At 44.7% G+C, this 13,927-nt stretch carries 15 protein-coding genes; 12 read left to right on the forward strand and 3 right to left on the reverse strand.

What is annotated here, in order from left to right:
• Nucleotides 1–48: 48 nt before the first annotated feature.
• A complete protein-coding gene (trhA, locus tag ACLI1A_RS14455; RefSeq protein ID WP_411409386.1) occupies nucleotides 49–693 on the forward strand; it encodes a PAQR family membrane homeostasis protein TrhA in 645 nt (214 codons plus the stop codon).
• Nucleotides 694–894: 201 nt separating this feature from the next.
• Entirely contained in the window at nucleotides 895–1,629 is a 735-nt protein-coding gene (locus ACLI1A_RS14460; protein ID WP_411409387.1) for an alpha/beta hydrolase, read from the forward strand.
• A 2-nt stretch (nucleotides 1,630–1,631) separates the two neighbouring features.
• Here ACLI1A_RS14460 and ACLI1A_RS14465 read toward each other — a convergent pair whose 3' ends face one another.
• The 3 genes from ACLI1A_RS14465 to ACLI1A_RS14475 form a co-directional block, all read right to left on the reverse strand.
• Entirely contained in the window at nucleotides 1,632–2,552 is a 921-nt protein-coding gene (locus tag ACLI1A_RS14465) for a tetratricopeptide repeat protein (RefSeq protein WP_411409388.1), read from the reverse strand.
• A 90-nt stretch (nucleotides 2,553–2,642) separates the two neighbouring features.
• The gene (locus tag ACLI1A_RS14470; protein WP_411409389.1) at nucleotides 2,643–3,056 is read right to left on the reverse strand and encodes a DUF6691 family protein; all 414 of its coding nucleotides are present in this window, start codon (nucleotides 3,054–3,056) and stop codon (nucleotides 2,643–2,645) included.
• A gap of 1 nt (nucleotide 3,057) precedes the next feature.
• Nucleotides 3,058–3,621: a YeeE/YedE family protein gene (locus tag ACLI1A_RS14475; RefSeq protein ID WP_411409390.1), complete on the reverse strand. Its 564-nt coding sequence runs from the start codon at nucleotides 3,619–3,621 to the stop codon at nucleotides 3,058–3,060.
• Between the two features lie 114 nt (nucleotides 3,622–3,735).
• On the opposite strand from ACLI1A_RS14475, the gene ACLI1A_RS14480 reads away from it, so the two are divergent.
• The 10 genes from ACLI1A_RS14480 to ACLI1A_RS14525 all read left to right on the forward strand — a co-directional run bounded on the left by ACLI1A_RS14480 (nucleotide 3,736) and on the right by ACLI1A_RS14525 (nucleotide 13,833).
• Nucleotides 3,736–4,185: a 2-dehydro-3-deoxyphosphooctonate aldolase gene (locus ACLI1A_RS14480; RefSeq protein ID WP_411409391.1), complete on the forward strand. Its 450-nt coding sequence runs from the start codon at nucleotides 3,736–3,738 to the stop codon at nucleotides 4,183–4,185.
• Nucleotides 4,186–4,276: 91 nt separating this feature from the next.
• Complete coding sequence (gene kdsA / locus ACLI1A_RS14485) at nucleotides 4,277–5,095, forward strand: 3-deoxy-8-phosphooctulonate synthase (protein ID WP_411409392.1); 819 nt, start codon at nucleotides 4,277–4,279, stop codon at nucleotides 5,093–5,095.
• Between the two features lie 40 nt (nucleotides 5,096–5,135).
• Nucleotides 5,136–5,996 (forward strand): hypothetical protein, encoded by an 861-nt coding sequence (locus tag ACLI1A_RS14490; protein ID WP_411409393.1) that lies wholly within the window; start codon nucleotides 5,136–5,138, stop codon nucleotides 5,994–5,996.
• Between the two features lie 118 nt (nucleotides 5,997–6,114).
• On the forward strand, nucleotides 6,115–8,115 hold the full coding sequence (gene ligA, locus ACLI1A_RS14495; RefSeq protein WP_411409394.1) for an NAD-dependent DNA ligase LigA: 2,001 nt from the start codon (nucleotides 6,115–6,117) through the stop codon (nucleotides 8,113–8,115).
• 38 nt (nucleotides 8,116–8,153) lie between these two features.
• Nucleotides 8,154–8,885, forward strand: coding sequence for a hypothetical protein (locus ACLI1A_RS14500; RefSeq protein ID WP_411409395.1), 732 nt, complete (start codon nucleotides 8,154–8,156; stop codon nucleotides 8,883–8,885).
• A gap of 67 nt (nucleotides 8,886–8,952) precedes the next feature.
• Entirely contained in the window at nucleotides 8,953–9,426 is a 474-nt protein-coding gene (gene rlmH, locus ACLI1A_RS14505) for a 23S rRNA (pseudouridine(1915)-N(3))-methyltransferase RlmH (protein WP_411409396.1), read from the forward strand.
• 243 nt (nucleotides 9,427–9,669) lie between these two features.
• Nucleotides 9,670–10,368: a phosphoadenylyl-sulfate reductase gene (locus tag ACLI1A_RS14510; protein ID WP_411409397.1), complete on the forward strand. Its 699-nt coding sequence runs from the start codon at nucleotides 9,670–9,672 to the stop codon at nucleotides 10,366–10,368.
• A gap of 20 nt (nucleotides 10,369–10,388) precedes the next feature.
• Entirely contained in the window at nucleotides 10,389–11,294 is a 906-nt protein-coding gene (cysD, locus tag ACLI1A_RS14515) for a sulfate adenylyltransferase subunit CysD (protein ID WP_411409398.1), read from the forward strand.
• A gap of 18 nt (nucleotides 11,295–11,312) precedes the next feature.
• Complete coding sequence (locus tag ACLI1A_RS14520; protein ID WP_411409399.1) at nucleotides 11,313–12,575, forward strand: sulfate adenylyltransferase subunit 1; 1,263 nt, start codon at nucleotides 11,313–11,315, stop codon at nucleotides 12,573–12,575.
• Between the two features lie 7 nt (nucleotides 12,576–12,582).
• Nucleotides 12,583–13,833, forward strand: coding sequence for a TSUP family transporter (locus ACLI1A_RS14525; RefSeq protein ID WP_411409400.1), 1,251 nt, complete (start codon nucleotides 12,583–12,585; stop codon nucleotides 13,831–13,833).
• The last annotated feature ends 94 nt before the right edge of the window (nucleotides 13,834–13,927 follow it).

The following is a 13,927-nucleotide window of genomic DNA, read 5'->3' on the forward strand; positions in this document are numbered from 1 at the left end:
GAAAATAGTCTGGCAGCATTATTGCGTAACTTTGTGAAAACAGACACTATGAAACCCTTAGCCAAAAAGAACCGTAAAAGCGAAGAACTGTGGAATGCCCTTACCCACGGCACGGGCGCGGTACTTTCTGTCGTGGCGCTGGCAGCCATGCTTGTATTCAGTATATTGAATGGTACTGCGGTGCATATAGCGGCTTCACTGGTTTTTGGCATCAGCCTTATATTGCTGTACACGGCTTCTACGGTATACCACTCAGTGTGGACGCTAAAGTGGAAACGCATACTAAAACAAGCCGACCACCTGTGCATTTACCTGCTTATTGCCGGCACATACACTCCCGTAGCCCTCATCGGGCTGAAAGGCGCATGGGGCTGGGCTATCTTCGGGCTGATATGGGCGCTTGCCATCGTAGGGTTTATATTTAAATTCACCTCGCTGCGCTACAACGACAAACTTTCGCTTACACTATACGCCCTTATGGGCTGGCTGATTATTGTAGCCATAAAACCCATGATAAGCAGCCTTTCTACAGGTATGCTGCTCTACATTCTGGGTGGAGGGTTGTGCTATACATTTGGTATTTATTTTTATGCCAAAGAGCGCATACCGTACAACCACGCTATATGGCACATGTTTGTACTGGGTGGCAGCGCACTGCATTTTACGGGTATCTTTTTGTATTTGATTCCCTAAAAAGCTGCTGAGCCGCTGAGCTACTGAGCTGCTGAGTTTTTTGGCTTTCTTCGGAAAGTTTTTGTCCTTATTGTAAAAATTCCTCGCAAAGCCGCTAAGTCACAAAGATGCATCTATACGATAGTCCGGTTGAGGGGTGGTAAAACAATTTATTTTAAATCCCGCCTGTAAATTATGCAGGTTTGCTGCAAACACACTGCTATGGAAAACACCAAAAACACCGCTGTAAACTTTTCTATTCATTCGCCGCAATTTGGTTCGGAACGGAAAATATGGGTACACCTGCCTGTGGGTTACAACACAAATGATTTTCGTTATCCTGTGGTGTACATGAACGACGGGCAGCACGTTTTTGGGCGGGCAGAAGAAAAGTTCAGCTGGATAGCCGATGAGCGGTTAAAGCACGACCCCGTAGATGCGATTATCATAGGCATTGAGCACGGCAAAAACCGCATAGCCGAAATGACACCTTTTAGGAATGAAGAACACGGCGGAGGCAATGCCGATGTGTATCTTGACTTCGTCATCAATACCCTGAAACCTTATATTGACAGCCATTACCGCACTTTACCCGAGAGCAGGAATACAGGTATTTTCGGGAGTTCTATAGGCGGGTTACTATCGTTTTATGCCGTACTGAAACACCCGTACGTGTTTGGCAGCGCAGTAGCATTTTCGCCTTCGTTTTGGTTTGGGGAGAAAATTTACACACAGGTAGAAAATACGCCCGAAATAACGGGCCGTATTTACCTTATGGCAGGCGACCGCGAAAGCCACAATACTATACCCGACCTGGAGCGTATGGAGCAGTTGGCCTTAGCACGTATAAAAGACAAAAGCCGCCTGTACAAAAAGATAGTGCATAACGGCCAGCATAATGAAAAGCTGTGGCGCAAGGAAATGATTGAAGCCCTGCGCTGGATTATAGCAGGCTGATATTATTTACAATATTTATCAAGTTTTTCTTTGGCATAGTCAGCACCAAGCTTGTATGCAGTTTTCCAGTCTTCACAAGCTCCGGTAAGGTCTTTAAGGTTGTATTTAGAATTACCCCTGTTAAAATAAATTAATTGTTCTTCCTCCTCATCGGCTTTACCAGTTTGCAAAGCTTTGTCATAATCTTCTATGGCCCCTTTATAATCGTCATGCTCATCTTTAAGCGCTCCCCTATTCAGTAATGCACTGATAAAATCGGGCGCTATTTCTAATGCCTTATCATAATCGGCAAGAGCCGCTTTCCATGTATACAATTCCTCTTTTACAATAGCGCGTGAATAATAGGCATCCACGTCTTGGGGATTTATAGTTAGTGCTAAAGACCAATTTATAATAGCCCCGCTTAGGTTGCCCTCATTGTAACATTCAAGTCCTTTATCAAAATAAATGCTTTCGTTCTTTTTATCAAGGTCGGGAAAATGTTGGTTTTTAGCATCGTTAAACGCTCCGTAAGCATCAAGGTAGGCATCAAATTCATATCCCCGCTTGTACATATCCAGCATCCAGTAAAGCAGATTGTTTGAAGTAACAGGTAGTTCATTGGTAACACCATTAAGTTCCCATATATCTTCAAATTGTTTTATCCCCTGTATTTTGTATGGGTAGTGTTCGGTTATAAATGTGCTAAGCGCTTCCAGGTTTTCTTTACTATCTGAAATGAAAGTAAAGTCCACCGGCAATAAGGCATTATCCTTCAAACCGTTGTCTACCATATTTCCATATACATCTTCAGCAGAAACCATTTCCTTACCAAAACCTTCAACGAAATCATCCCAGGTAAAATAAGTGTTATCCATTTTATTTTGTGCTTTTACGGTTAGTGTAACCATCATTAAAAATAACAGCAGGTATATAGGTTTCATTCTGAATGATTGGTTTACATGCCAATATTACAAATAAAAAAGGGAATCAACAGATTCCCCTTTTTTATCATTTTTTAATTAAACCCTGCATTAATGCGGTAGTTTCTTTTTAAGCACACCGTACAGCCAGGTACCCAGCAATGCACCGATAAGCACAATACCGATACCCATAAAGCCTGAGCCTATAAGTATAAATATAGGCCCCGGGCAGGTGCCCACAAGCCCCCAACCTAAACCAAAGATTAGTCCGCCCACAAAATAGTTGGTAAAACCTTTGTCCTTATCCGGTGGGGCTATAAGTTGGCCATTGGTATCTTTTACGCCTTTGCGTTTAAAAAGTTGCAGGCCTATAAGCCCGGTGCATACCGCCACGCCAATAATGCCGAACATGTGGAACGACTGAAAGTGGAACATTTCATATATGCGGTACCACGACACGGCTTCTGATTTTGTAAGCACGATGCCGAATACTATTCCTACGAGTATAAATCTCAATAATTTCATCTTATCCAAAAATTAAAGGCAACAAAAACCACGACATAATAAGTCCCCCGATAAAGAAACCCATAACAGCAATAAGGCTGGGCAATTGCAGGTTACTAAGCCCCGTAATGGCGTGCCCCGAGGTACACCCACCACCATAACGCGTACCGAAACCTACCAGTATACCGCCTACAAGCAGTATGGCTATAATTTTAGGGTCAGATAACGCATCGGTACCGGCAAGGGCATCGGGCAGTAGTTTACCGTTTGGTGCATCTATGTGCATTTGTTGCAGTTCGGTAACGATTTTAGGATTTAGCTGTACGCTTTTAGTAGTATCGGTAAGATAGTGCGTAGCTATAAAACCGCCCATCATGGCACCTGCCACTACGGCAAGGTTCCAGCGCTGCGCTTTCCAGTCAAACCTGAAGAATTCTGATGTTTTGCCCGCGCCCAGTATAGAGCACATGGTGCGCAGGTTGCTGCTCATACCAAAGGTTTTACCAAAGTAAACCAGCAGCAGCATTACCACGCCTATTATAAAGCCCGACAAATACCAGGGCCAGGTTCCGAAAAAACTGTACATATCATTATAATGTTGAGTCCGGCAAAAGTAGCCATTTTATTTCTTAAAAGATAAGCGGCATACTTTTTTAGGTTTATGCAAAAAAGTATACTTTTGGTAAAACAATTTTGCTTTATGAAAAAACTTTTGCTACTGGGATTCCTGGCGCTAACTGTGGCCTGCACAAGCACAAAGAACACCATACAAAACATAGACGACAACGCTGTAATGCCGGCACTGTCTAAAGAAAAATACTTTGTAATAACCGAAACCGCTACCGATAAAAAATACGGTTACAACCAGGATTACCCCATAAACCTGGGCTTCCTGCCGTTCCAGAGTGCAGAGGTAAATGTAAGGCGCTTTTTTGGCGGGCTTACCGGCCCCGAAGGGCAAACGCTTACCTACACCAAGGTAGACGCATGCTGCCCTTTCCCTACAAAAAAATTCAACATGGGTGCCGGACTGCTGGATGTGTATGAGGTAAGCTGGGAGGGGCTTAGCGAACCAAAAAAGCTGTACATAAACCTGTACGAAAAGGGTAAGGTAATGGCTCCGGTGGGTTTTGGTATAAAAAAGCCCTAATTTGGTATAATTTGCATTATAATACACAAAGCCTTCTGTAACAGGAAGGCTTTTTTCTTTGTATCTTTGCGCCACATTTTAAACATGGAAAATGGACTTAAACAACATCCCTAAAATAAAACACACCGATAGCGGTAATTTTTTCCTTTTATCAGGCCCATGTGCTATTGAAGGCGAAGAAATGGCTCTGCGTATAGCCGAACATATTGTAAAAGTAACCGACAGGCTAAAAATACCTTATGTTTTTAAAGGCTCATTTAAAAAAGCAAACCGCAGCCGCGTAGACAGCTTTACCGGTATAGGCGACGAAAAAGCGCTTAAAATACTGCAAAAAGTATCGGAAACTTTTGATATACCTACCGTTACAGACATCCACACTAATGAAGATGCAGCCATGGCTGCACAGTATGTAGATGTACTGCAAATACCGGCATTCCTGGTAAGGCAAACCGACCTTGTGGTGGCTGCCGCCGAAACCGGAAGGACTGTAAACCTGAAAAAAGGCCAGTTTATGAGCCCGGAGAGCATGAAGCACGCCGTACAAAAAGTACTGGACAGCAACAACAACAAAGTTATGGTAACCGACCGCGGTACCATGTTTGGCTACCAGGACATGATTGTAGACTTCCGTGGTATACCTACCATGAAAAAGTTTGCCTCTACCGTGCTGGACGTAACCCACTCATTACAGCAGCCAAACCAGGAAGCAGGCGTTACAGGCGGAAGGCCCGATATGATAGAAACCATAGCCCGTGCCGGTATAGCCACCGGTGTAGACGGTATTTTTATAGAAACGCACTTTGACCCGGCTAATGCCAAGAGCGACGGGGCTAACATGCTGCACCTGGATTATTTTGAGGGGCTTATGGAAAAGCTTACAGCAATAAGAACCACCATTAACGGGTTCTAAGCGCTGCATAGACCAATAACACACTCACACATCACATATAATGAAGCAACCTTTACTTAAGGTTGTACTAGCTTTTTGTGTTTTTTCACAGTACACCTTTGCACAAGACGTGCCTGCAAGTCCTGAAAAATACACAGCCCATAACAAAGGCAAATTTTACATTTACTGGGGCGGTAACCGCGACAGTTATTCGAAGTCGGACATTAACTTTACGGGAGACGGGTACAACTTTACCCTGCACGACGTTACTGCCCACGACAAACCGAAAGGATGGCATGTGGATTATATTAATCCCGCCAATATGACAATCCCTCAAACCAATTTCAGGGTGGGGTATTTTATTAACGACCATTACAACATTAACGCAGGTTTGGATCACATGAAATATGTAATGACCCAAAACCAAACGGTAAATGTAAATGGCTACATAGACCTGCCATCGGACCAGGCCGGAAGCGCGTTTAACGGTATATACAACAATGTACCTGTAAACATGACCGAGGACTTCCTTACCTTTGAACACACCGACGGACTTAACTACGTAAACGCCGGTATAGCCCGCGTAGACGACCTGTCTAAATACATAGGTATAAACAATACCGATAAAATTCAGGTAAACTTTACCGTAGGTGTAGACGGAGGTTTCCTTTACCCTAAAACCAATGCCAAGGTACTGGGTAAACAACGCCACGACGATTTCCACATTTCGGGATATGGTGTAGGAGCCAAGGCCGGGCTAAACATTACCTTCTTTAAATACTTCTTTGTACAAACCGAATACAAAACCGGTTACATAGAAATGAACGACATCCGTACTACGTACCAGGGTGCCGACCGCGCCTCGCAGCACTTTACATTCGCACAGCGTATTATAGTGTTTGGCGGTATTTTCAGGTTATAAAAAACTACAATACCACATATAAATGCCTTCCTTTCGGGAGGCATTTTTTATTACAGCCCCCAAAGTTTCAGTTTTCATAAACTTTGGCTAAATTAGCCGTATAAACAAACATTAGAGCATGGATATCCTCCAACAGATAACCGCACTACGCGACGAACTGAACCAGCATAACTACAACTACTACGTGCTTGATGCACCTACCATAACCGACTTTGAGTTTGACATGAAGCTGAAAGAACTTCAGCAGCTTGAAACACAGTACCCTGAATATAACGACCCTTCCTCTCCTACCCAGCGTGTGGGCGGCGCCGTAACCAAAAACTTTACTACCATAGCGCACGAGTACCGTATGTATTCGCTGGACAATGCCTACAGTGTAGAAGAATTACAGGACTGGGAAAAACGAGTACAGAAAGGCCTGGGCACTGATAACGTGCAGTATACCTGCGAGCTGAAATACGACGGGGCATCGATAAGCATATCATACGAAAACGGGCAGCTGGTAAAAGCCGTAACCCGTGGCGATGGTTTTCAGGGGGATGAAGTAACCACCAATATAAAAACCATACGTTCGGTTCCGTTGAAGCTGAAAGGCGATTTCCCTGCAAAGTTTGACATCCGTGGCGAAATTATATTACCGCTGGAAGGTTTTAATAAAATGAACGCCGAGCTTATAGAAATAGGCGAAACACCTTACAGCAACCCGCGAAACACTGCTTCGGGCAGCCTTAAATTACAGGATAGTGCCGAGGTAGCCAAGCGTCCGCTGGACTGCCTGCTATACTCGCTTATAGGTCCTAACCTGCCCATAGACACCCAGTTTCACGGTCTTGAAAAAGCGCGCGAATGGGGCTTTAAAGTACCGAAAGAATCAAAGCTGGCGGGCAGCATGGCCGATGTACTGGCTTTTATAGAACACTGGGACCACCACCGCCACGACCTGCCTTTTGAAACTGATGGCGTGGTAATAAAAGTAAACGACCTGCACCAGCAAGACGAACTGGGCTACACCGCCAAGAGCCCGCGCTGGGCTGTAGCCTATAAATTTAAAGCCGAACGCGTAAGCACCAAGCTAAATAGCATAAGCTACCAGGTGGGGCGCACCGGTGCCATAACCCCTGTAGCCAACCTTGAGCCGGTACAGCTGGCAGGTACTATTGTAAAACGTGCCTCGCTGCATAATGCCGACCAGATAGAAAAACTGGATGTACGCATAGGCGACGAGGTGTTTGTAGAAAAAGGCGGCGAAATTATTCCGAAGATTATTGCCGTGGATTTTACCAAACGCCCTGCCGACAGCGAGCCTACCGTGTACATAACCCATTGCCCGGAATGCAGCACCGAACTGGAACGCAAAGAGGGCGAAGCACAGCACTACTGCCCTAACTTTTACGGTTGCCCGCCACAAATTATAGGGCGTGTACAGCACTACATATCGCGTAAAGCAATGGACATTGAAGGCCTGGGTGGCGAAACCGTAGCCTTGCTGTACAATGCCGGACTGATAGAAAATTATGCCGACCTGTACGACCTTACAAAAGAACAAGTGGTACCACTGGAGCGCATGGCAGATAAATCGGCACAGAACCTTGTAGATGGTGTAGAGAAATCGAAAGAAGTACCGTTTGAGCGCGTACTGTATGCGCTCGGTATTCGTTATGTGGGCGAAACCGTAGCCAAGAAGCTTGCCAAGCATTATAAAACCATAGACAACCTTGCAGCAGCCACCTTAATGGATTTGATACTGGTAGATGAAATAGGCGACCGCATAGCACAAAGCGTGGTGGATTTCTTTGAAAATGAAAAGAACCGCACCATTATAGAGCGCCTTAAAGGCTATGGCGTACAACTGGAATCTACCGCTGTAGAGGTTACCCCTGCCAGTGATTTGCTTGCAGGTAAAACCTTGGTGGTTTCGGGTGTATTTACAAAATTCAGCCGCGACGAACTGAAGAATGCAATTGAAGCAAACGGCGGTAAAGTAGGCAGCTCTATCTCTAAAAAGACGGATTATGTAGTAGCCGGAGACAACATGGGGCCGTCTAAACTTGAAAAAGCAACCCAGCTTGGAGTGAAGATTATTAGCGAAGATGAATTTCTTGAGCTACTTAGCTCATAAGACGTTAAGCAATATTATAACCTAAAAACCAACCAACTATGAAAAACTTTTGTATTGTTATTAGTTATATTGTGCTATTGGTTTCGTGTAAATCTAAGCAGATAGATACTGTAAGTTCAAGTCCTTTAGCTGATGACGGCTATCCGCGTAAAAGTGAAAATTCTAATGTAGATGTAGCCATAAGGCAAGGCAGTTCTGTGCAAAAAAAAGAAGACAGCGTTGCCAAAATAAATCAATGGAAAATACTTAAAAACGGCTTTTTGTGGGTAAATAACAAAGGGGAGTTAGGGTTCATATCTTCCTATCGCGTAAATGAATTTTCATCTGCCGACACGTACCTAACGCATTTTACAAATGAGAATATTTCGTTGCAGTCTGTTATAGATACCTCTTCTTTCATGCAGGTTAAGAAGTTAAGTTCCAATAGAACACTATTCAGGGGTGCATATTTTAAAGATAAAAAAAACGTGTATCATTTCTCTAAAAACTATAACGATAAGCCCGATACTTTTACTATTCAAAAAGAGGCAGACCAAGCCACTTTTGAGGTTTTAAGTAACTGCTACGCCAGAGATAAAAACTACGTTTATGATTTGCATAACGGGAGAATGGACAGCATAGACCCAAAGAAATTTAAGGTTATAGTATACAAGGAACAATGCATTGGAAAATTTAATAATACGTATTACTATAATGGGCATATAATGTCTTTACAGATGAGGAATGGTGAAGAAATGCAGGAAATTATAAAACAATTTGATAAACTGTAACTAAGTTTAAAGTAGCAAAGTCCTCCTCAGAAGCTAAGCGGCTCAGTAACTCAGAAGCTCTTAAAAAATGAACATAAAACTACTTGCCATAGGCAAAACCGATAACAAAGCCCTGCAAACGCTGATTGATGATTACACCAAACGGCTGGGCTTTTATGTGAAGTTTGATTTGGAAATCATCCCGGATATTAAAAACGTGAAAAACCTGAGTGAGGCACAGCAAAAGGAAAAGGAAGGCGAACTGATATTGAGCAAGCTCTCCCCTACTGACCAACTTATTTTACTTGATGAAAACGGTAAAACATTCAGCAGTGTAGGCTTTAGCGATGAAATGCAGAAGAAGATGAACAGCGGCGTTAAAACCCTTGTATACGTTATAGGCGGCCCTTATGGGTTTAGTCCGGAAGTGTATGCCAAGGCACAGGGCAAGGTGTCGTTATCATCCATGACCTTCAGCCACCAAATGGTGCGCCTGTTTTTTATAGAGCAGGTATACCGCGCCTTTACCATTTTACGGAACGAACCGTACCATCATCAATAATCATTTTTCTACAAACTAACCCCTGACAAGTGCCTGACCAATGCAACTTGTCATTTATTTTTACTTTATTACCCTACTAAAACTATAGATTAAACATTTAATTATCAGTAAATTACACTTAAAACACTGATTAATAACACCATAAGCTTAAAGATTTTCTTTTTTTTGATGCCATTTATGCCTTATATTCGCACCAAACTCCGGTTTCACAGCCGGAGTTTTCGTTTAAAAACAGTAGAATTAATGGAAGAGCAACTTAAACGGCAATTGGAAAATTTACCGCTTCATGAGGGGCTGCAACTGCTTAACAACAGTATTAACGGGAAAATTGTGTTTTCTACCAGTTTTGGTATAGAAGACCAGGTGATAACCGATGCTATTTTTAAGCAGAAGTTGGATAATATTGAGGTTTTTACCCTCGATACCGGCAGGCTTTTTCCTGAAACCTATGCCACCTGGGATAAAACCCTGCTACAGTACGGCAAAAAAATAAAGCCTTACTACCCAGACAACAACCGTATAGAAGCTTTTGTGGAAACAAACGGCATCAACGGATTTTATAACAGTGTAGCATTACGCAAAAGTTGTTGTCACATACGTAAAGTAGAGCCGCTGCAAAAAGCACTTAGTGGTGCCGCGGTGTGGATAACCGGGCTGCGCGCCGACCAGTCGGCAAACCGCAGCGGTATGGAAATGATAGAATGGGATGAGGCGTACGGACTGTATAAGTTTAACCCGCTGCTGCACTGGAGCTTTAATGAGGTAGAAGCATACATAAAACAGAACGCAGTGCCTTATAACCCGCTGCACGACCAGGGATTTATAAGCATAGGCTGCGCACCCTGTACCCGGGCGGTGAAACCCGGCGAGGATTTCAGGGCAGGACGATGGTGGTGGGAAGACACCTCTAAAAAAGAATGTGGGCTACATACCCATAATTAACTAAAAAACATACTGTAAGCATGAGCAATACAGCACAATATTTAAAACAATTAGAAGAAGAAGCCATATATATACTTCGTGAAACCGCAGGCCAGTTTGAAAGGCCGGCACTGCTGTTTTCCGGAGGAAAAGATTCTATAACGCTGGTGCACCTGGCACTTAAGGCATTCCGCCCGGGCAAGTTCCCGTTCCCGCTGGTGCACGTAGACACCGGGCATAATTTCCCCGAGGCAATACAATTCAGGGATTACCTGGCTAATAAAATTGGCGAGCGCCTTGTGGTGGCATCGGTAGAGGAAAGCATTAAAAAATATAACCTTACCGAAGCACCGGGTCGTTTCCCGTCGCGCAATGCGCTGCAAACCTACGCGCTGCTCGATGTAATCCAGGAATACGGCTTTGATGCCTGTATAGGTGGTGCACGCCGCGATGAAGAAAAAGCACGTGCCAAAGAGCGTATCTTCTCTGTGCGTGATGATTTTGGGCAATGGGACCCGAAACTACAGCGACCTGAGCTTTGGAACATACTGAACGGCAAAATACAAAAGGGCTTTAACGTAAGGGTGTTCCCTATAAGCAACTGGACGGAGTTGGATGTATGGAACTACATTAAAAACGAAAATATAGAACTGCCCCCACTCTACTTTGCGCACGAAAGGGAATGTATAGTACACCAGGACAAGCTGGTGGCCATATCCGACTTTATTGTACCGCAACCCGGTGACGAGGTAGTTACCGAAAGGGTACGCTACCGCACTGTGGGCGACATGACCTGTACAGCCGCAGTACCGTCTGACGCAGATACTATAGACGACATTATTGCCGATATAGTGCAAACACGCATCAGCGAGCGCGGGCAAACCCGCCTGGACGACCAGGTGAGTGAAGCCGCTATGGAAGACCGTAAGAAACAGGGGTATTTTTAATTTTTGAAATTGCTAAGAATGAACACACTAAAATTTATAACGGCAGGTAACGTAGACGATGGCAAAAGCACGCTTATAGGCCGATTGCTATACGATTCAGACAGTATACACACCGACCAGCTGGGCGTACTGAAATCGCAGACCAAACAGGCCGGTACCGAAATAGACCTTGCACTAATTACCGACGGCCTCCGAGCCGAACGCGAACAAGGCATTACCATAGATGTGGCGTATAAGTACTTTTCTACCGCCAAACGTAAATTCATTATTGCCGATGCGCCGGGGCATGAGCAGTACACCCGCAACATGATTACCGGGGCTTCAAACTCGGATTTGATAATCATACTGGTAGATGCACGCAAGGGCATTACCGCACAAACCCGCAGGCATGCCAGCATAGCATCGCTTATTGGTATAAAAAAGGCGATTATTGCCATTAATAAAATAGACCTTACCGGATATTCTGAAGAAGTATTTAACGACATCAGGGATGATTTTGAAGCCCTGAAAAGCCAGCTTAATTTTGAAGAGATCATCTACATACCCGTTAGTGCGCTAAACGGTGATAACGTGGTGGAACGCTCTGCCGAAACCTATTGGTACAAAGGCGAAAGCCTGCTGCACCTCCTGGAAGGTATAGAGCTACCCGATAAGGACGACCTAGCTTCGCGCTTCCAGGTGCAATGGATTATCCGTCCGGGTAGTGAGGAATACCGCGATTACCGTGGCTATGCTGGCTTTGTGCAAAGCGGCGCTTTTACACAGGGCGATGCCGTAACCGTATTGCCCGCAGGCATACAAACCCGCATCAGCAAAATAGAAAAATACCCTGCCGAGATAGAAAAGGCCGTTGCCGGAGAAAACATAGTGCTGCACCTTGAAGATAATATTGACATTTCGCGTGGCGACAGTATTGTAAAATCGACAGAACTACCAGTTATAGGCAATGAGTTTAACACCTGGATATGCTGGCTGGGCAATGCGCCCCTGCAACCGGGTAAGCCGTACCTGCTGCAACACCACAGCCGCACAGTACGAGCCAAAGTACAATCACTGGGCAGCCTGTGGAATGTGAACGAATGGCAGTTTGGGGAAACCGAAGGCTTAAAGCTGAACGACATAGCGCAGGTAAGCATCCGCACAAACCAGCCGCTGGCTTACGATGCTTTTGCTGATAATGCCGAAACCGGCAGCGCTATACTTATTGATGAAACTACATTTGATACCGTTGCCGCCCTTATGTTCCTTAAACAGGAAGTGCCGCAACCGGACGACTTTTAATACACCAATGGATAAACATACTATGCTGCCTGTTCTGCTTAAAACCGACGCTCCCCGGTTCCTTATTATAGGCGGGGATGCAGCCGGTTTGCAAAAAGCCCAGGAACTGTTGCGGCAAAACCGCGACATCCGCCTAAGGGTGGTGGCGCGCAGTTTTTCACCTGCGTTTAGTAGCTTGCTTTCGGGTTACCCGCAGGTAGCGCTGCTGGAACGTGAATACGACAGCAACGACCTTAAAAATACCGACTTTGTAATTGTTGCGGCAAACGACACCGCACTGGAACACGAAGTAAAACAACAGGCAGACCACCAAAATGTGTGGGTACACCTGGTGCACCGCCCGGAACTGAGTGACTTTCACCTTGATGTAAAGCCTGCTAAAAAGCAGGACAACGAAAAGAAATACAGCAAACTGGCATTCCGTATTGCGGCAGTGTTCCTGGCGGTTTTCTTTGGGTACTCGCTTTCAGCAATCATCACTGTTGATCAATTGGGGCTGTACGCTTCGCAAATACCTGCTCCGTTTTACATTATGCTGGCAGTAGGTTTTTTTGCCCAGCTGGTAGACGGCGCTGTAGGATTAGGCTACGGCGTTACCTGTTCGACAAGCATGATGCTTTTTGGGGTAAACCTCGCATCCATAAGCGGCAGCATCCACACGGCAGAAATGTTTTCCAGCGCGGTTAGCGGGTATTCGCACTACCGTTTTGGAAACGTGAACAAAAAACTGTTCTTGTGGCTGGTTATACCCGGTGTTATAGGTGCAGTGGCGGGTTCGCTACTACTCATCTTTTTGGGAAATAAATACGAAGACGTAACCTATGCCATAGTATCTACCTACACCTTTATTATTGGTATACGCCTTATCATTATAGCCTTTAGGAAAAACATTGAAAAGAAACCCGTAAAAACAACCGGCATACTGGGTTTTGCAGGCGGCTTTTTCGATGCATTTGGCGGTGGAGGCTGGGGCCCTATTGTTACCTCAACCCTATTGGCTAAGGGGCGCAAATCAAAATACGTGGTAGGTACCGTAAGCCTTGCCGAATTTTTTATTACGCTTACGGCATCACTGGTGTTCTTTTCATCGCTTGGGGTTAAGTACGTATATATAGTAGCCGGGCTTATTATAGGTGGCATGATGGCTGCACCGCTGGCTGCACGACTGGCGGGTAAGCTTCCGCAAAAGGCCGCTATACTTGCCGTAGCCGCACTGGTTATGATTTCGAGCTTGAGGGTTTTCCTGCGGTTCCTATAATTTGCACAATCTGAAAATCACAATTCACGGTAAAGTAACGTTAAGGTAATGGCTACATAGGACAAGGGGAATAAGTTTGCGCTTTTTAAAATTC

The organism is Flavobacterium sp. RHBU_3, from assembly GCF_046613565.1.
Lineage (GTDB): Bacteria > Bacteroidota > Bacteroidia > Flavobacteriales > Flavobacteriaceae > Flavobacterium.